14 protein-coding genes and 1 pseudogene are annotated in these 17,744 nt (G+C 72.5%); 7 read left to right on the forward strand and 8 right to left on the reverse strand.

Annotation, left to right across the window (positions count from 1 at the left end):
* Positions 1-26: 26 nt before the first annotated feature.
* Positions 27-1,658 carry a protein kinase gene (locus tag ACIRQY_RS14605; protein ID WP_403925231.1) on the reverse strand — a complete coding sequence of 544 codons (1,632 nt, stop codon included), beginning with the start codon at positions 1,656-1,658 and terminating at the stop codon, positions 27-29.
* A 278-nt stretch (positions 1,659-1,936) separates the two neighbouring features.
* Here ACIRQY_RS14605 and ACIRQY_RS14610 point away from each other — a divergent pair, with 278 nt between their 5' ends.
* On the forward strand, positions 1,937-3,541 hold the full coding sequence (locus ACIRQY_RS14610; RefSeq protein WP_403925234.1) for a protein kinase: 1,605 nt from the start codon (positions 1,937-1,939) through the stop codon (positions 3,539-3,541).
* A 149-nt stretch (positions 3,542-3,690) separates the two neighbouring features.
* Here the strand turns inward: ACIRQY_RS14610 and ACIRQY_RS14615 are convergent, their stop codons facing one another.
* The 3 genes from ACIRQY_RS14615 to ACIRQY_RS14625 form a co-directional block, all read right to left on the reverse strand.
* On the reverse strand, positions 3,691-4,770 hold the full coding sequence (locus ACIRQY_RS14615; protein ID WP_403925237.1) for a phosphotransferase: 1,080 nt from the start codon (positions 4,768-4,770) through the stop codon (positions 3,691-3,693).
* Positions 4,771-4,785: 15 nt separating this feature from the next.
* Positions 4,786-5,268, reverse strand: coding sequence for a pyridoxamine 5'-phosphate oxidase family protein (locus ACIRQY_RS14620; RefSeq protein ID WP_351783433.1), 483 nt, complete (start codon positions 5,266-5,268; stop codon positions 4,786-4,788).
* A gap of 186 nt (positions 5,269-5,454) precedes the next feature.
* On the reverse strand, positions 5,455-6,114 hold the full coding sequence (locus ACIRQY_RS14625; protein WP_351783435.1) for a response regulator transcription factor: 660 nt from the start codon (positions 6,112-6,114) through the stop codon (positions 5,455-5,457).
* 367 nt (positions 6,115-6,481) lie between these two features.
* On the opposite strand from ACIRQY_RS14625, the gene pdhA reads away from it, so the two are divergent.
* The 5 genes from pdhA to ACIRQY_RS14650 all read left to right on the forward strand — a co-directional run bounded on the left by pdhA (position 6,482) and on the right by ACIRQY_RS14650 (position 12,373).
* Complete coding sequence (pdhA, locus tag ACIRQY_RS14630; protein WP_351783437.1) at positions 6,482-7,663, forward strand: pyruvate dehydrogenase (acetyl-transferring) E1 component subunit alpha; 1,182 nt, start codon at positions 6,482-6,484, stop codon at positions 7,661-7,663.
* A gap of 2 nt (positions 7,664-7,665) precedes the next feature.
* On the forward strand, positions 7,666-8,646 hold the full coding sequence (locus ACIRQY_RS14635) for an alpha-ketoacid dehydrogenase subunit beta (protein WP_403925241.1): 981 nt from the start codon (positions 7,666-7,668) through the stop codon (positions 8,644-8,646).
* Between the two features lie 31 nt (positions 8,647-8,677).
* Positions 8,678-10,150 carry a dihydrolipoamide acetyltransferase family protein gene (locus ACIRQY_RS14640; RefSeq protein ID WP_403925369.1) on the forward strand — a complete coding sequence of 491 codons (1,473 nt, stop codon included), beginning with the start codon at positions 8,678-8,680 and terminating at the stop codon, positions 10,148-10,150.
* A gap of 253 nt (positions 10,151-10,403) precedes the next feature.
* Positions 10,404-11,057, forward strand: coding sequence for a GntR family transcriptional regulator (locus ACIRQY_RS14645; RefSeq protein WP_351783441.1), 654 nt, complete (start codon positions 10,404-10,406; stop codon positions 11,055-11,057).
* Complete coding sequence (locus ACIRQY_RS14650; RefSeq protein WP_403925245.1) at positions 11,054-12,373, forward strand: nitrate/nitrite transporter; 1,320 nt, start codon at positions 11,054-11,056, stop codon at positions 12,371-12,373. The genes ACIRQY_RS14645 and ACIRQY_RS14650 overlap by 4 nt, the downstream gene beginning before the upstream one ends.
* A gap of 211 nt (positions 12,374-12,584) precedes the next feature.
* On the opposite strand, the gene ACIRQY_RS14655 is transcribed toward ACIRQY_RS14650, so the two are convergent.
* Positions 12,585-13,412 carry a maleylpyruvate isomerase family mycothiol-dependent enzyme gene (locus tag ACIRQY_RS14655; RefSeq protein WP_351783445.1) on the reverse strand — a complete coding sequence of 276 codons (828 nt, stop codon included), beginning with the start codon at positions 13,410-13,412 and terminating at the stop codon, positions 12,585-12,587.
* A 155-nt stretch (positions 13,413-13,567) separates the two neighbouring features.
* Here ACIRQY_RS14655 and ACIRQY_RS14660 point away from each other — a divergent pair.
* Positions 13,568-14,353, forward strand: a pseudogene (locus tag ACIRQY_RS14660) (carbon-nitrogen family hydrolase); the annotation flags it as partial.
* Positions 14,354-14,382: 29 nt separating this feature from the next.
* On the opposite strand, the gene ACIRQY_RS14665 reads toward ACIRQY_RS14660, so the two are convergent.
* Genes ACIRQY_RS14665 through ACIRQY_RS14675 form a run of 3 tightly spaced genes read right to left on the reverse strand, consistent with a single transcriptional unit; the run spans position 14,383 to position 17,511 of the window.
* Positions 14,383-14,874, reverse strand: a complete 492-nt coding sequence (locus tag ACIRQY_RS14665; protein WP_403925371.1) for an LURP-one-related/scramblase family protein — start codon at positions 14,872-14,874, stop codon at positions 14,383-14,385.
* A gap of 37 nt (positions 14,875-14,911) precedes the next feature.
* Entirely contained in the window at positions 14,912-15,664 is a 753-nt protein-coding gene (locus ACIRQY_RS14670) for a hypothetical protein (RefSeq protein WP_351783451.1), read from the reverse strand.
* 2 nt (positions 15,665-15,666) lie between these two features.
* Complete coding sequence (locus ACIRQY_RS14675; RefSeq protein WP_403925249.1) at positions 15,667-17,511, reverse strand: hypothetical protein; 1,845 nt, start codon at positions 17,509-17,511, stop codon at positions 15,667-15,669.
* Between the last annotated feature and the right edge of the window lie 233 nt (positions 17,512-17,744).

The raw sequence follows: 17,744 nt of genomic DNA on the forward strand, positions 1-17,744 counted from the left end.
GGAGCCCGGGGCCTCCGAGGCTCCCGTCACTGCGGCGGGTTGCCCGTCGAGATCTTGAGCGTGAACTCGGCGTCCTTGGCGGCGATGTCCTCACCGGCCGGCGGGTACTGCTCCAGGACCGTGCCCTCGCCGTAGGTCGCCTCGTCCACCGGGGTCTGGGTCATGATCTTCCAGCCCGCCGCCTGGACGCAGTCCTTCACCGACTGGATGTTCTTGTACGTGAAGTTGGGGACCTCGAACTTCTCGGGGTCGTCGCTCGACTCGGTCGGCTGCGTGCACTTCTTCGGGTCGATCGTCTTGCTCAGATCGGGCCCCCTGTGGCCCGGCGCCGCCGTCCGGTCCTGGGAGGTGCCGCCGGTGTCACCCGCCTTCGGGTCCGGATCCTTCTTGATCAGGTCGAGGGAGTAGAGCAGGCCGCCGACCGCGAGCAGGGCGACGGCGACCGCGCCCACGAGGACCCGGGTGTTCCGCCGGGGGCCGCCGCCCGCCGGGGCGGGCGCGGGCGTGTGCACCGGCGCGTAGGGCGCGGGGGCCGGTGCCTGGTACGCCGGCGCGGGCGTCGGCGCCTGCTGCGGATAGCCGTACGCCGGGGCGGGCGACGGGGTCGCGGGACCGTAGGGACCCGGCTGCGGTGCGGGCGGCAGGTACGGCTGGTGGACCTGCGGCCCGGTGTAGGGGCCCGGCGGCGGGGTCTGGCCGACCGGCGGGAAGACCGCGGAACCGACGCCCGCGCCGCTGCTGACCGGGCCGCCCTGGACGATCACCGGCGCACCGGTCCGGCCCGCCGCGAGGACCCGCAGGCACTCGTCACGCATGGCCGCGGCGCTCGGAAACCGCTCGTTCGGGTTCTTCCGCAGCGCGCGGGCGACGAGCGCGTCCATCGCGGGCGTCACCGCACGGTTGACGGACGACGGTGCGACCGGCTCCTCCTGCACATGCGCGTAGGCGATGGCCAGCGGAGAGTCGGCGTCGAAGGGGAGACGGCCGGTCAGCAGCTGGAAGAGCATGATGCCGACCGAGTAGAGGTCGGAACGGGCGTCCACCGGGCGGCCGAGGGCCTGCTCGGGGGAGAGGTACTGGGGGGTGCCGACGACCATGCCGGTCTGCGTCATCGACGTGACGCCGGACTGCATGGCCCGCGCGATGCCGAAGTCCATGACCTTGACGACGCCCCGCCCGGTCGTCATCACGTTGCCCGGCTTGATGTCCCGGTGCACCAGGCCCATCTCGTGACTGACGTCGAGGGCGGCGAGCACGTCGGCCGTGACACTCAGCGCCTTGTCGGCGGGCATCGCCCCGTACTGCCGGATGTCGTCGGCGAGGACCGAGCCGAGCGGCTGCCCCTCCACGTACTCCATGACGATGTACGGCATGACCGCGCCGTCGAGGGTGTCCTCGCCGGTGTCGAAGACCGAGACGATGTTGGTGTGCGACAGCTTGGCGACCGCCTGCGCCTCGCGCCGGAACCGCTCGCGGAACGACTGCTCGCGTCCCAGCTCCGTGTGCAGCGTCTTGATCGCGACCTGCCGGTCGAGGGCGCTGTCGTAGGCCAGGTACACGGACGCCATGCCGCCCTCGCCGAGAAGGTCGCGCAGCTGGTAGCGGCCGCCCGCGACCGAACCGCCCGCGTAGCGGCCCCGTGCGCCGTCCTGGCTCATCTGTGCTTCCCCCATTTACGCGCGCGTGGCGGCGTCGATCCCGTATTTCCCGGCCAAGTCTGCCCCAGGGCATCGCCACGTCAAGCGGGGTGCCCGTTCCGTGACCCTCCGCACAGGAAGGTCCCCCGGGGCGATTTCACCGGGGCGGAGGAATCCCACCGAATTTGCACAGGTGTACGTGAACGGGGTTGGATGGCCGGTCCACCTCGGACCGTGATGTCGTACGAAGCCTGTAGCGTGACGACTGGACACGGCACGACAGACGACGGCGAGGACTGATGGCACCCGAATCCGGAGCAGGCGGCGGTGTGCCGGACTCGGCAGCGGAGTCCTGGGGCGTCGGCGGGGTCGTCGGTGACGGGCGCTACCGCCTGACCCACCGTCTGGGCCGCGGCGGCATGGCCGAGGTGTTCGCCGCCGAGGACGTACGGCTCGGCCGCACCGTAGCCGTCAAGCTGCTCCGCGCGGACCTCGCCGAGGACCCGGTCTCCAAGGCCCGTTTCACCCGCGAGGCACAGTCCGTCGCGGGCCTGAACCACCACGCGATCGTCGCCGTGTACGACTCCGGCGAGGACTTCGTCGGCGGCCGTCCCGTGCCGTACATCGTGATGGAGCTGGTCGAGGGCCGCACCATCCGTGAGCTGCTGCTCAGTGCCGAGGCACCGGGCCCCGAGCAGGCCCTCATCATCGTCTCCGGGGTGCTGGAGGCGCTGGCCTACTCGCACCAGCACGGGATCGTGCACCGGGACATCAAGCCCGCCAACGTGATCATCACCAACAGCGGCGCGGTGAAGGTCATGGACTTCGGCATCGCCCGTGCCCTGCACGGCGCGCAGTCGACGATGACGCAGACCGGCATGGTCATGGGCACCCCTCAGTACCTCTCCCCCGAGCAGGCGCTGGGCAAGGCCGTCGACCACCGTTCCGACCTGTACGCGACGGGCTGCCTCCTCTACGAGCTCCTCGCGCTGCGGCCCCCGTTCACCGGCGAGACCCCGCTGTCCGTGGTGTACCAGCACGTCCAGGACGCCCCGGTGCCGCCGTCCGAGGTGACGCACGCCGTGCCGCCGGAGCTCGACGGCCTGGTCATGCGCTCGCTGGCGAAGGACCCGGACGACCGGTTCCAGAGCGCCGAGGAGATGCGCGGCCTCATCCAGTACGGCCTCCAGATGCTCCAGCACCAGGGCGGCCACACCGGCACGTGGAACACCGGACCGGTCGAGACGCACAGCGGCGGGCACACCCCGGCCGCCGGGATGACCGCGACGACCGCGATGGGTCACCCGATGCACGGCGAGACCGCGCAGGGCCCGATCCTTCCGCCGATGAACCCCGACGACGGCGGGTACGGCGGTTACGACGGCGGCACGGGCGGCACCGGGGGCTACGGCCAGGGCGGTCCCTACGGTCAGGGCGGCGGTGGCAACGGCAGGCGCGGCAAGGTGTGGCTGTTCGCCGCGCTCGCGCTGATCGCGGTCGTCGCCGGGGTCGTCTTCGCCCTGGACCAGACGGGCGGCACGGGGGGCAAGACCGGCGACACCAAGCCGACGGTCACCGGCACACCGCCGACCGCCTCGGAGGAGCCCACTCCCTCGGAGGAGCCGTCCGACCACCGGTCGACGGACCAGGGCTCCTCGAACGGCGACTCCACGCAGCAGCCGTGGACCCCGCCGACCAAGAAGAACCCGACGACCGAGCCGCCGAAGACCCAGGATCCGACGGGCGATCCGACGACCACCCCGCCGGACACCCAGGAACCGACGACCACCCCGCCGGAGACGCAGCCGCCGACGACCACGCCGCCGGAGACCCCGGATCCGACGACCACCCCGCCGGGCGAGCCGGGCACCCAGTCCCCGGGCAACGGCTCCCAGACGGGCTGACCGGCCCCGCCAGCCCCCTGACCCCCGGACCCGCCGTCGCGGGCCGGGGGTTCGTGCTGTCCGGGCCCCGGTGGGCCCGGGGCAGGGAACCGCGAGAGCGTACGGGCCGGGGCCGGGACTTCGCGGGAGCGTACGGGCCCGGGCCGTGGTCACCCCGTGAACGCGTCCCGTACCGCCTCGTACTCGCGGGTCCACCACACCGCCAGCGCCGACACCACCGGGAACAGCGGATCGGCCCGCCGGTCGTGGAGCCGGTAGCGCCAGTGCAGGATCCAGAAGTCGTTGAGCCGCTCCCACCACACCCGGTGGGCCGCCTCCGCCAGCTCGGCCCGTCCGGCGCCCGTCGCCCGCCGGTACGCGCGCGCGTAGGCCCGCACCTTGTCCAGGGCCAGCTCGCCCTCCGGCCGTACGAAGAAGATGGCCGCCGCCCTGACCGCCTCCTCGGCCCGGGGGCGTAACCCGAGCCGGTCCCAGTCGATGATCGCGGCGGGTTCGGCGCCCTGGTAGAGCAGGTTCAGCGGATGGAAGTCGCCGTGCACCCAGGCGGTGGCGGCGGCGGGCGGCGGGCGGTGGTGCGCGTGCCGGGCCAGTAGCCTGCGCCGCTCCCTGAGGCGGTGCTCGGCGAGCGCGTCGAAGCCGTCGCGGGGGCGGTGGGCGCGGGCCAGCCGGAGCAGTTCCTCGACCTCCCGGAAGGTGTCCGGGAGGTCCGCGCTCGCGCAGGCTTCCTGGTCGGGAGGGTGTCCGTCCTGCCCCGAGTGGCCCATCACCTGGTCCAGGCCGGTGTGGACCTGCCCGAGCAGGGTGCCGAGGCGCTGGGAGCAGCAGGTGGAGAGCTGGGCGCCGTCGCGGTGCCGGCCGTCGATCCAGGGGTGCAGGGCGTAGCAGTGGCCGTCGACGACGGTGACCGTGCGGCCGGTGGAGTCGGCGAGGGGCGGGGCGACGGGCAGGCCGAGGGCGTGCAGCCGTTGGGTCGCGCGGTGCTGCCGGACGATGGTGGCCCGGTCGGCGGTGGGCGCGTCCAGGTGCTGTTTCAGGAAGTAGGTGCCGCGGCTGGTGGAGAGGCGGAAGCCCCGGTTGAGCAGCCCCTCGGTGACGGGCACGCAGGAGAGGGCCTCTCCTGCGTGCCGGTGGCGTCGCATGAGGGCCCCGAGGGGCGGGGCGGCCACGGGCCGGGCGGGGGATGCCCGGTGGGCGGTCGGCGGGGTGAGCGTTTCAGATGAGCGCGGCACCCGCCAGATGGTAGATCACGCTACGTGGTGGAGATGGCGCTGTACGGAACGGTCGGCGGCCGGTCGGGTGGCGAGGGCTCCGGCCGGTCGGCCCATGGAGGTCTCGCCGGGGTAGTCGAGCGCGTGGATCGTCACGAACTGCGGTTCGACCCGCATGAAGACCGGGACGAAGGGTTCGCCGTCGACGGTGTCCGGTGCCGTGCCGAAGTCCTCCAGCTCCGCCGCGGTGGGTTCGACGATCTCGGCGGTGCCGGTGAACTGCACGGACCAGAGCCGTACGTCGCCGGAGTTGAAGTTGTCCGCGCCGTACGCGACGACGCTGCCGTTGCAGGCACGGTGGTAGCCGAGCCCCTCGTGCAGACGGAACAGGACGCGTCCGCCGGACACGATGTGCCGGGCGGGGGCGACGAACGGCATCGCCCGCATGCTGGTGGCCACCCGGCCGTAGGACACGCGGCTGAGCAGCTCTAGGGCGCGGATCTCGTCGGTGGTGGACATGGTCACCACTCTCCGCCACCGGGGCCCGTCGGGAAAGGGGCCCCGGCCCCGCTTTCTGGGGACGTAGGTCCCGAAACCCGCCGTGGGCCCGCCGGCGCGGCCACCGGCCGTGCTGAGGGGCCCGGGGCCCTTCGGTGCCGCCGTCCCGCCCGGAGCCTTCGGTGGCTTCCGGGCGGCGGGGTCACGTCAGCGGCGTTCGGCCTGGAGCCGGGCCACGTACGCGGCGGCCTGGGAACGCCGCTCCATGCCCAGCTTCGACAGCAGGCTGGAGACGTAGTTCTTGATGGTCTTCTCCGCGAGGTGGAGCCGCTCGCCGATGACCCGGTTGGTCAGGCCCTCACCGATCAGGTCCAGGATCTTGCGTTCCTGGTCGGTGAGGTTGGAGAGCTTGTCGTCGCGCTTGGGGTTGTTGCCGTCGCGCAGCCGCTCCAGGACGCGGGCGGTCGCCACCGGGTCGAGCAGCGACTTGCCCGCGGCCACGTCCCGCACCGCGTTCAGCAGCTCGTTGCCGCGGATGGCCTTGAGGACGTATCCCGAGGCACCGGCCATGATCGCGTCGAAGAGCGCCTCGTCGTCCGCGTACGAGGTCAGCATCAGGCATTTGACGCTCTCGTCCTGGGAGCGGATCTCACGGCACACCTCGACACCGCTGCCGTCCGGCAGCCGCACGTCGAGAACCGCGACGTCCGGGCGGGTCGCGGGGATCCTGACCAGCGCGTCCGCCGCCGTCCCGGCCTCGCCGACCACCTCGATGTCGTCCTCCACGGAGAGCAGCTCGTGGACGCCGCGCCGGACGACTTCATGGTCGTCCAGCAGAAATACCCGGATTTTTCCTTCTTCGCGCACGCAGCCAGTCTCACATATTGGCTCTTCCCGCGCCCGGGGTGCGCGGGATAACGTGCCGGATGTTCCGGCGGCTCTCCGAAGCCGTTGCCGACGCGCTGACCAGCCGCTGTTCCCCGTTTTCTCGATTTACTTGGAAATCCAAGCAAAATCGCAGGTCAAGTGGGGTTTCGCGGGAATGCCGCGTGATGGGTAACGTGCCTATGACAGGGCGCTCGCCGGGGCACCTGTCACGCCCGACCCCGGCCGCGTCGCACCCACCCTGTGCGAAGGGTACGGATAAGGCGGAGAGCCTCCCCTTGCCCAGCGGCAGGGGGGACCCAGGCCCTACCGGCGAACCCGGGGGCCGGACCGACGGAGGAGCACGCACGTGACCGTGGAGAGCACTGCCGCGCGCAAGACGACGCGCCGCAGCGGCGGCACCAAGCGCACCGCAAGCGCGAGCACGAGCACCACCAGGAAGACGAGCGCAAGCGCGGCGGAGCCCGAGCTCGTCCAGCTGCTGACGCCCGAGGGAGAGCGCGTCCAGCACCCCGACTACGACATCGACCTGAGCGCCGAGGAACTGCGCGGGCTCTACCGGGACATGGTCCTCACCCGCCGTTTCGACGCCGAGGCCACCTCGCTCCAGCGGCAGGGCGAACTGGGCCTGTGGGCCTCGCTGCTCGGCCAGGAGGCGGCCCAGATCGGTTCCGGGCGGGCCCTGCGGGACGACGACTACGTCTTCCCGACCTACCGGGAGCACGGCGTCGCCTGGGTCCGGGGCGTGGACCCCACGAACCTGCTGGGAATGTTCCGCGGCGTGAACCACGGCGGCTGGGATCCCAACAGCAACAATTTCCACCTGTACACGATCGTCATCGGTTCGCAGACCCTGCACGCCACCGGTTATGCGATGGGCATCGCCAAGGACGGCGCGGATTCCGCCGTGATCGCCTACTTCGGCGACGGAGCGTCCAGCCAGGGCGATGTGAACGAGGCTTTCACCTTCTCCGCGGTCTACAACGCGCCCGTCGTGTTCTTCTGCCAGAACAACCAGTGGGCGATCTCCGAGCCCACCGAGAAGCAGACCCGTGTTCCGCTCTACCAGCGCGCCCGCGGCTTCGGCTTCCCGGGCGTCCGGGTGGACGGCAACGACGTCCTGGCCTGTCTCGCGGTGACGAAGTCCGCCCTGGAGCGGGCCCGCCGCGGCGAGGGCCCCACGCTCGTCGAGGCGTTCACCTACCGGATGGGCGCCCACACCACCTCCGACGACCCGACGAAGTACCGCAGGGACGAGGAGCGGGAGGCGTGGGAGGCGAAGGACCCGATCCTGCGCCTCAAGGCGTACCTGGAGCGCGAGGGCCACGCCGACGCGGCCTTCTTCGAGGCGCTGGAGGCCGAGAGCGAGGCCCTCGGCAAGCGCGTCCGCGAGGCCGTGCGTTCCATGCCCGATCCCGAGGACACGGCGATCTTTGAACACGTCTACGCGGACGGGCACGCGCTGGTGGACGAGGAGCGCGCCCAGTTCGTCGCCTACCAGGCGTCCTTCGCGGATGGCGAGGTCAAGTAACCATGGCTGTACAGAAGCTTCCGCTGGCGAAGGCGCTCAACGAGTCGCTGCGCAAGGCGCTGGAGACCGACCCCAAGGTCCTCATCATGGGTGAGGACGTCGGCAAGCTCGGCGGTGTGTTCCGGGTGACCGACGGTCTGCAGAAGGACTTCGGCGAGGACCGGGTGATCGACACCCCGCTGGCCGAGTCCGGGATCGTCGGCACCGCGATCGGCCTGGCCCTGCGCGGCTACCGCCCGGTCGTGGAGATCCAGTTCGACGGTTTCGTCTTCCCCGCGTACGACCAGATCGTCACGCAGCTCGCGAAGATGCACGCCCGTGCGCTCGGCAAGATCAAGATGCCGGTCGTCATCCGCATTCCGTACGGCGGCGGGATCGGTGCGGTCGAGCACCACTCGGAGTCCCCCGAGGCCCTGTTCGCGCATGTCGCGGGCCTGAAGGTGGTCTCCCCCTCGAACTCGTCGGACGCCTACTGGATGCTCCAGCAGGCGATCCTGAGCGACGACCCGGTGATCTTCTTCGAGCCGAAGCGGCGCTACTGGGACAAGAGCGAGGTCGACACCGAGGCCGTCCCGGGCGAGCTGCACAAGGCCCGGGTGGCGCGTGAGGGCGCCAATCTGACGCTGGCCGCGTACGGCCCGATGGTGAAGGTCTGCCTGGGGGCCGCGGCGGCGGCCGAGGAGGAGGGCCGGTCGGTCGAGGTCCTGGACCTGCGCTCGATGTCCCCGATCGACTTCGACGCGATCCAGCGGTCGGTGGAGAAGACCGGCCGTCTGGTCGTCGTCCACGAGGCCCCGGTCTTCTACGGCTCCGGCGCGGAGATCGCCGCCCGGATCACGGAGCGGTGTTTCTACCACCTGGAGGCTCCCGTCCTGCGGGTCGGCGGCTACCACGCGCCGTATCCGCCGGCGCGCCTGGAGGAGGAGTACCTGCCGGGTCTCGACCGTGTGCTCGACGCTGTCGACCGCTCGCTGGCGTACTGAGGAGAGCACCGTGACGATCCGCGAATTCAAGATGCCCGACGTGGGCGAAGGCCTGACCGAGGCCGAGATCCTCAAGTGGTACGTGCAGCCGGGCGACACCGTCGCCGACGGACAGGTCGTGTGCGAGGTCGAGACCGCGAAGGCGGCCGTCGAGCTGCCGAGCCCCTTCGACGGCACGGTCCACGAGCTGCTCTTCCCCGAGGGCACCACGGTCGACGTCGGCCAGGTCATCATCTCGGTGAACGTCGGCGGCGGGGCACCCGAGGCCCCGGCCGCCCCGGCGTCCGCGTCCGCCCCGGCCGCCGCGACGTCCGTCCCCGCCCCGGCGCCGGTCGCCGAGGAGGACGACGAGCCGCAGGTCCGCCAGCCGGTCCTCGTCGGCTACGGCGTGGCCGCCAGCTCCACCAAGCGCAGGCCCCGCAAGGCCGCACCAGGCGCGGCTCCGGCGGCTCCCGCCGCCCCCGCCGTGACCGTGCCGGCCCCGGCCCCCGCGCCCGTAGCCGTGCCGGTTGCCGCCCCCGTACCGGAGCGGATCGGCGGGCACCTGCCGGGTGCCGCCCGGCCGCTGGCCAAGCCGCCGGTGCGGAAGCTCGCCAAGGACCTCGGCGTGGACCTCGCCACGGTCACCCCGACCGGTCCCGACGGCGTCGTCACCCGTGAGGACGTCCACGCGGCCGCCGCTCCGGCGTCGGCCCCCGCCGCCCCGGCGACCGCCCCGGCCGTTCCGGTCGCTCCTGCCCCGGAGCCCGTGGCCGCCCCGGTCGAGACCCCGGCCGCCCCGGCGTCCCCCGGGCAGTCCGGCGTCCGGGAGACGCGCGTCCCGGTCAAGGGCGTACGGAAGGCGACAGCGGCGGCGATGGTCGGTTCGGCGTTCACCGCACCGCACGTCACCGAGTTCGTGACCTTCGACATCACCCGCACGATGAAGCTGGTCGAGGAACTGAAGTCCGGCAAGGACATGGCCGGGCTGCGGGTCAATCCGCTCCTGATCATCGCCAAGGCGGTCCTGGTCGCGGTCCGGCGCAATCCGGAGATCAACGCGGCCTGGGACGAGGCGGCGCAGGAGATCGTCCTCAAGCACTATGTGAACCTGGGCATCGCCGCGGCCACCCCGCGCGGACTGCTCGTCCCGAACATCAAGGACGCGCACGCCCAGACCCTGCCGGAGCTGTCCGCCTCCCTCAGCGAGCTGGTGGGCACCGCCCGCGAGGGGAAGACGACCCCGGCGGCGATGCAGGGCGGCACCTTCACCATCACCAACGTCGGCGTCTTCGGCGTCGACACCGGTACGCCCATCCTGAACCCGGGCGAGTCCGCGATCCTCGCGGTCGGTGCGATCAAGCTCCAGCCCTGGGTCCACAAGGGCAAGGTGAAGCCCCGCCAGGTCACCACCCTCGCGCTCTCCTTCGACCACCGCCTGGTCGACGGCGAACTCGGCTCCAGGTTCCTGGCCGACGTCGCCGCGATCCTGGAGCAGCCGAAGCGGCTGATCACCTGGAGCTGAGCGCCAGGGCCGCCTCTTCCTGATCCCGTCGGCCAGCGGGACCGGAGGAGGAGACCCGGTCGCGACCCACGGGCGGGTTGGGCTGTTTCACGTGAAACAGCCCAACCCGTGACTGTTTTAAGTCAAAGAGCCCAACCCGTCACCGTTTCAAGTGAAACAGGCCAAGCCGCCGCCGTTTCACGTGAAACATGAAGCCCGTCCACGATATGGACCGGGCTGCCTGTTGCACCTGTGTTGTATCTATGCTGTGCGCATGCCATCAGCCCCGGTCAAGCAGCCCCCCGCGGCCGACCGCGTCTACGCACACGTCAAACAGGCCGTACTCGACCGGCGCTACGAAGGGGGAACCCTCCTCACCGAGGGCGAACTCGCCACGGCCGTCGGAGTGTCCAGGACCCCCGTCCGCGAGGCGCTGCTCAAGCTGGAGATGGAAGGGCTGCTCAAGCTCTATCCGAAGAAGGGCGCCCTCGTCCTCGCCGTCTCCGCCCAGGAGATCGCCGACGTCGTCGAGACCCGGCTGCTCGTCGAGGAGTTCGCCGTCCGCCGGGTCGTGCCCGCCCCCGCCCCGCTCGTCACCCGGCTGGAAGAACTCCTGGAGGAACAGAAGCTCCGGGCCGCCGCCGGGGACCTTGCCGAGGTCGCCGCCACCGACCGCTGCTTCCACGTCGAGATCGTGCGGTACGCGGGCAACCAGATCCTCTCCCGCCTCTACGACCAGCTCCGCGACCGCCAGCTCCGCATGGGCGTGGCAGTGATGCAGTCCCAGCCGGACCGGGTCGCCAAGAACATCACCGAGCACGCCGAGATACTCGACCGCATCAAGGCGGGCGACGCCGACGGCGCAGCACTCTGCGTCCGCCGCCACCTCAGCTGGGTCAAGGTCCTGGTCAGGGGCGAGGAACGGTGAGCCGGGGCAGCCGCAACGGCTATGGATCGGCCGTCACCCTCCCCGGCGACCCGCCCGGCGGACGCCGCGCCGCCCTCGTCTGGGGCGTCGGCGTCGCCGTCTACTTCGTCGCCGTCATCTTCCGTACGTCCCTCGGGGTCGCCGGACTCGACGCCGCCGACCGCTTCGACGTCAACGCCTCCGCGCTCTCCACCTTCTCCATACTCCAGCTGCTCGTCTACGCGGGGATGCAGATACCCGTCGGCCTGATGGTCGACCGGCTCGGCACCAAGAAGGTCCTCGCCCTCGGCGTCGTCCTCTTCACCCTCGGCCAGCTCGGCTTCGCGCTCTCCCCCACGTACGGCACCGCGCTCGCCTCCCGCGCGCTCCTCGGCTGCGGCGACGCCATGACCTTCATCAGCGTCCTGCGGCTCGGCACCCGCTGGTTCCCCGCCCGCAGGGGCCCGCTCATCGGCCAGGTCGCCGCCCTCTTCGGCATGGCGGGCAACCTGGTCTCCACGGTCTTCGTCGCCCGCGCCCTGCACGGACTCGGCTGGACGACCACCTTCGTCGGCAGCTCGCTCGCCGGAGTCCTCGTCCTCGTCCTGCTGCTGCTCTTCCTCAAGGACCACCCCGAGGGCCACGAGCCCCAACCGGTGTCCCACGCGGGCGCCGCCTTCGTCCGCCGCCAGATCGCCGCGTCCTGGCGGGAGCCCGGCACCCGGCTCGGCATGTGGGTGCACTTCACCACCCAGTTCCCCGCGATGGTCTTCCTGCTCCTGTGGGGGCTCCCGTACCTCGTCGAGGCGCAGGGCCAGTCCCGGTCGGGCGCCGGAAGCCTGCTCACCCTGGTCGTCCTGTCGAACATGGCCGTCGGACTCGCGTACGGGCAGATCATCGCCCGCCACCACGCGGCCCGCGTCCCGCTCGCTCTCGGCACCGTCGCCGCCACCGCGCTGCTCTGGGCGGCCGTCCTCATCCATCCCGGACACGCCCCGATGTGGCTGCTCGTCACCCTCTGCGTGGTCCTCGGCGCCTGTGGACCGGCCTCGATGATCGGGTTCGACTTCGCCCGCCCGGCGAACCCGCCGGAGCGTCAGGGCACCGCCTCGGGGATCGTCAACATGGGAGGCTTCGTCGCCTCGATGACGACCCTGTTCGCGGTGGGCGTGCTCCTCGACGCGACCGGTGGCGACTACCGGATCGCGTTCTCCTCGGTCTTCGTCCTCGAAGCCCTCGGGGTCGTCCAGATCCTGCGGCTCAAGTCCCGCAGCCACCGCAGGGAACGCGAACGGCTCGTCGCCAGCCGCGTGGAGGCCGTGCACGTGCCCGTCTGAGACTCACCCCCACGGGACCGGACACGAGGGAGGGGCGAGGGCGGGCGGTCGCGGGGGCGGGCGCGTACGAGAAGACCGTGGGCGCGGACCCAGCGGACCCAGCGGACCCAGCGGACCCAGCGGACCCAGCGGACCCAGCGGACCCAGCGGACCCAGCGGGCTCGGCAGACCCAGCAGGCTCGGCCGACCCGGCGGATGGGACGCGGCGGACCTAGCGGGGCGTCACCGCGAAGTTGTCGAGGATCGCGCGCGCCAGGTCCTCGTCGCCCTCCGTCTTGAGCAGGCCGGCCACCTCACCCGCCCGGACCCGGCCGCAGGCGAGCCGCACGTACGTCTCCCAGTCCGTCGCCAGCGTCACCGCCGGACCCAGCGAGGGCGCGCCGTCGACCGACCCCCGGCCCTCCGCGTCCACCCGCACCGTCCGCAGGAACTCCACCGGGCCGGTCACATCGATGACCACCGCCGAGGGCGCGGGCGCCCCCGCGTCCTTCGCGACCACCTTCGGCAGCGCTTCGAGCAGCACGTCCCGCGTGACGTGCGCCCCCGCCGAGTCCAGATTGCCCGGCCGGCCGAGCGCCGCACGCAGGTCCTGCTCGTGCACCCACACGTCGAAGGCGCGCATCCGGTAGGCCAGTTCCAGGGACTGCTCGACGCCGAGGGGGGCGCGGACCAGACGCTCGGGGGGACGGTTCTCGTTGCGGAGCTTCCGGGCCCGGCGGATCAGGATGTACTCCAGCTCCGAGGTCATCTCCGGCGCCGTGTGGTGCCGCCGCACATCGACCTGGACCTCCATGTAGCGCGCGAAGTCACTGCGTACGTGGTAGAGATCGCGGGGCAGCGAGTGGATCGGACGCGGGTCACCGAGCATCTCCGTCTCCATGCCGATGACATGGGACACGATGTCCCGCACCGACCAGCCCGGACACGGCGTCGGCCGGTTCCACTCCCCCTCCGCGAGCGGCTGCACCAGCTCGGCTATCGCCTCGATGGAATGGGTCCAGGCGTCGGCGTAGTTCTGGAGGCTGGGATGGACGGTCACGGGACCCCTCGGCGGTTCTTCGGTGCGCGGGCTGAAAACACGGCTGGGTGGGAGGCTCGAACGCTAAGTTACGCTGCCCGAAGGCACCCCGGCAGTGCTTTCGTGTGACGATCGTAGGCCTGTGTTGACGGCTCGAATGCCAGGACGGTGGTAGTGTGCGCGCCTCGCTGATCCAGATCGCGGTAGACCCGGACGAACCGGTCGACGCCCGTCGCGCCCGCGCGGGGGACCTCGTACGAGCGGAATCCGGCCATGCGGACCTCGTGATCCTCCCCGAACTGTGGCCCGTGGGGGCCTTCGACTACGAGCGGTTCGCCGCCGAGTCCGAACCGATGGACGGCCCCACCCACCGGGCGATGGCGCAAGCCGCCCGCGACGCCGGGGTCTGGCTGCACGCCGGTTCCTTCGTCGAGGCGCGGGACGGGGCCCTCTTCAACACCTCGCTCGTCCTCTCCCCCGACGGCGAACTCGCCGCCTCCTACCGGAAGATCCACCGCTTCGGCTTCGACAAGGGCGAGGCGGTCCTGATGGCCGCCGGGGAGGACCTGGTCACCGTCGCTCTGCCGCAGCTCACCATCGGCCTCGGCACCTGCTACGACCTGCGCTTCCCCGAGCTGTTCCGGGGCCTCGTCGACGCCGGCGCCCAGGCCTTCGTCCTCCCGGCGGGCTGGCCCGAACGGCGCCGCGCCCACTGGAGCCTGCTCGCCCGCGCCCGCGCGGTGGAGAACCAGGCGTACGTCCTCGCCTGCGGTACGGCGGGCACGAACGGCGGTGTCGAGCAGGCCGGTCACTCGGTCGTCGTCGACCCCTGGGGCGAGGTCCTCGCCGAGGCGGGACCCGGCGAGGAGGTCCTGCGGGCCGTCCTCGACCCGGCGAAGGTCGCGGAGACCCGCGAGCAGTTCCCCGCGCTGAAGGACCGTGTCCTGGGCGTCGCCGCGCCGGGAGCGCTGAGCACGGACGGCGGGGCGGGTCAATCCTCGCGCTCCCGCTCCGCCATCCGGATCACACAGACCGCCACCGCGAGGAGGAGGGCCGCGTCGGCGTCCTCGCGGACCACGTTCACCGCGTACGCGTCCCGGACGTGGAACCACTGCCGCGAGATGTGGGCGAGCAGATCGCCCTCGTACTCGACGGCGAACTCCCGGTCCAGGACGCGCCCGCTGACGTCCAGTCCGGTGCCCTCGACCAGCGTGACCCGGAAGTGGTTGCGGAGCAGCGAGAGGCGTTTGCGGCGTACGGTCGCCAGCGGGCGCTCGTCCCGTTCGATCGTCATGGTGTCGCGGACGCTGAACATCTTCTGCCGCAGGGTGACGAGGATCTGCCCGTCGGGGTCCTTCAGTTCCAGCGTGTCGCGCAGCCGCAGCGCCTTTCCGTCGACGAGGAAGGCGTGGCGGCCCCGCTCGTCCTCGATCCAGTAGTCGTCACCGATCGCGAAGATCTTGTCCCGTACGAGATATTTCACGGCGTCATGTCTGCCCCGTGGCGCCGGTTTCTCACGGTCATGTCCCGAAATAGCGGGTGAACGGGGTCGGGTTCGCCCCGAACATCGCTCCGAAGGGCGCGTCCAGCTGATGGATCAGCAGCACCGTGAAGGCGATGAACCCGGCGAGGCCCATCACCATCACGACATGCGTCCCGCTCCGGCTGATCCCGAAGAGGAACATGAAGGCGAGGGTGAGGAAACCGCCGATGATCAGGCCCGCCCACAGCACGGGGGAGAGGCTCGTCTGCGCGGCCGCCTCCCGGCTGCGCCGGGCGTCGTCGACGTAGCCGATCTGGGCGAGCACCTCCTGTCCGGCGATCTGCTCGGGGGGCTTCGCGGAGTCCGGGATCACGCTGGCCTGCCGCAGCCGGGCGAGCAGGTCCCAGCCGGAGCGGCCGAGGGGTTCGCGGGCCTCCATCACGGGCCATTCGACGTTCACGACGTGGTCGGAGTACGCGCGGGCCGCGTCCCGCAGCGGCTGCTGCTGGGCGGCGGGGTAGGCGTCGGCGAGCAGATACGTCTGGTGCAGGGCGCTGGCCTCGGCCTGGACGGCGCCGGAGGCCGAGGAGCTGGTGTCCCAGACCGACACCAGGCAGAGGCCGAGCACGAGGGCGTAGAGCACCGACACCATCATGGCGATGTACTCGGCGACGTCCTCGCGGGGTTCCTCGTCCTCGCCGACCGGGAAGAGCCGGGTCTTGGCGTAGACGGAGACGGCGGCGACGAGCGCGACCGCGCCGGTGACGACGAGCGTTTCGGTCAGGGCCACGGTCAGGTCCTCCGGTTGCCGAGGAGGGCGGCGGCCAGGGCCGCCGGGATCAGGAGCAGCAGCAGGATCGTCACGATCCCGAGTTCGCTCGCCTGCTGCCCGCGCCGCCGGACCCGTGCGAGGAGTCCCTCGTTCTCGGCGGCGGCCCGGCGCGCGGCGACGGGCGGGGTGGTGGTGCCGGAGGTACTGGCACCACTGGTGGCGCCGGAGGTCCCAGAGGCTCCGGTGGTGCCAGCAGACCCGGTGGCACCCGTGCCTCCTGCGCCTCCCGCGCCTCCCGCGCCTCCTGCACCTCCCCCACCTCCTGCACCTCCCCCACCTCCCCCGCCTCCGGCACCTCCGGCACCTCCCCCACCTCCGGTGGCCCCCGCGCCCGCTGCGGCACCACCTCCGATACCTGTACCTGCGGCACCTGCCGGGCCGTTCCCTCCCGCGCCTCCACCACCGGCCCCACCACCGGCTCCCGCACCCGCCCCTCCGCCGGTCCCGGCCCCGCCGGCCCCGGCCCCGGCTCCAGCCCCGGCCCCGGTCCCCGGCGGTACGGCCGCCAGGGCGGCGGTGCCGGGCGCGGCGATCCCCGGCGGCGGGAGTGCCCCGGGCGCCGCGAGTCCGGGCAGCAGCAGTCCGGACCCGGCTGCTCCGGGCACGGCCGCTCCGGGCGGGGCGGCGGCCCCGGCGGCGCCCGGCGCCGGGGCTCCGGCCCCGGGCAGCGGAAGGACCCGCCCGCCCGGACCCCCTACGGGATTGCTCACGATCCCCCCGGGGGGATTCCGTACGGGTCCCGGCCCGGTCTGCTGCCGTCCCGGCACGGTGAAGTCCGCCGCCGCGCGGGCGACGAGCGTCGGCGCCGGGACCCGGGCACCGTCCGGCCCGTAGGTGGTCACCCGGTCGCTCCCGGAGGCGGTCCCGGTGCTCCGGTAGGTGCCGGGGGGCCGTCGTACGGTGGCCGTGCAGCGGGCCGACGCGCCCGGCGCGAGCACCGGGACGGTCCCCTGCCGCCCGGCGCAGTCCACGGCGGCGGCGCCGAGACCGAGCGCGGGGTCGGTGACGAGGACCGCGTACAGCGGCCGGTTGCCCCGGTTGGTCACGGTGTACGTGACGGTGGCGGGGGCGGTGTCGGCCGCCCGGAGCGGGCTCCGCCCACCGGCCCGCGCCGGACCGGTCGGCACGGCCCGCCGGACGGGGGCGCTGCGTCCCGCCCGGCCCCCGGCGGCGGGGGCCGGAGCCGGTCCGAGGGCGCCCACGGTGACGCGTTCGGTGAGGGCGAGGGCTTCGGCGATCCCGGTGTACCCGGTGCGGACGGTGGCCGTGAGGACCTTCCGCAGGGAGGGCACGGTGGCCCGCGCCCGTACCGTGCCCCGGTGTTCTCCCGGCGCGGCCGTGAAACGGGCGACGCACTCCAGCCGCCCGAGCGCGGCGAGCGGGCCCTTGGGGCAGCGGACGGCCCCGGCGGGCACCTCGGGGTCGAGGACCCGCACCTCGTACAGATGGGCCTCGCTCCGGTTGATGAGCCGGTACCGCTTCACTACGGGCCCGCCGGCCCGCACGTCGGGCGGGTGCGGTCCGCCGCCGTCGCGGCCGTTGACGGTGACGACGACCCGCAGGGAGTCGTCCCCGACCCCACCGGCCCGCGCGGGACCGGTCGGCAGTGCGACGGCGGAGAGCAGGGTCGTACCGGCCGCGAGAACGAGACAGCCCAGCCGCCCGGCCCCTGAGGAGAAGAACCGGGCGAACCCCGACGGGAAGTCCCGTACGGGCTCGGGCGGGAAGTCCTGTACGGGCCCCGGCGGGCTGTCCCGTACGGGCTCGGGCGGGCCCAGTCGGGGGGCGCGACCGCGCGGGAACATCCGGGCGCGGCCCTGTGGGACCAGCCGGGCACCGCCCCGAAGCAACCGCCGGGCGCGGCCCCGGAGGGCCCTCGGCAGGGTCGGGGGGAACCCGGGAAGGGCCCCGGTGACGGCCCCCGACAGGGCAGCTCGGGGCTGCCGGGGCCGGGACCTCCCCCGCCAGCGGTAAAAGTCAGACGATCTGATCACGCGCTCCGCCATGTGGGCATGCTGACCAGCCCCCGCTCGCACCC

Source organism: Streptomyces sp. NPDC101490 (assembly GCF_044767145.1).
In the GTDB taxonomy this organism is placed as follows: Bacteria; Actinomycetota; Actinomycetes; order Streptomycetales; family Streptomycetaceae; genus Streptomyces.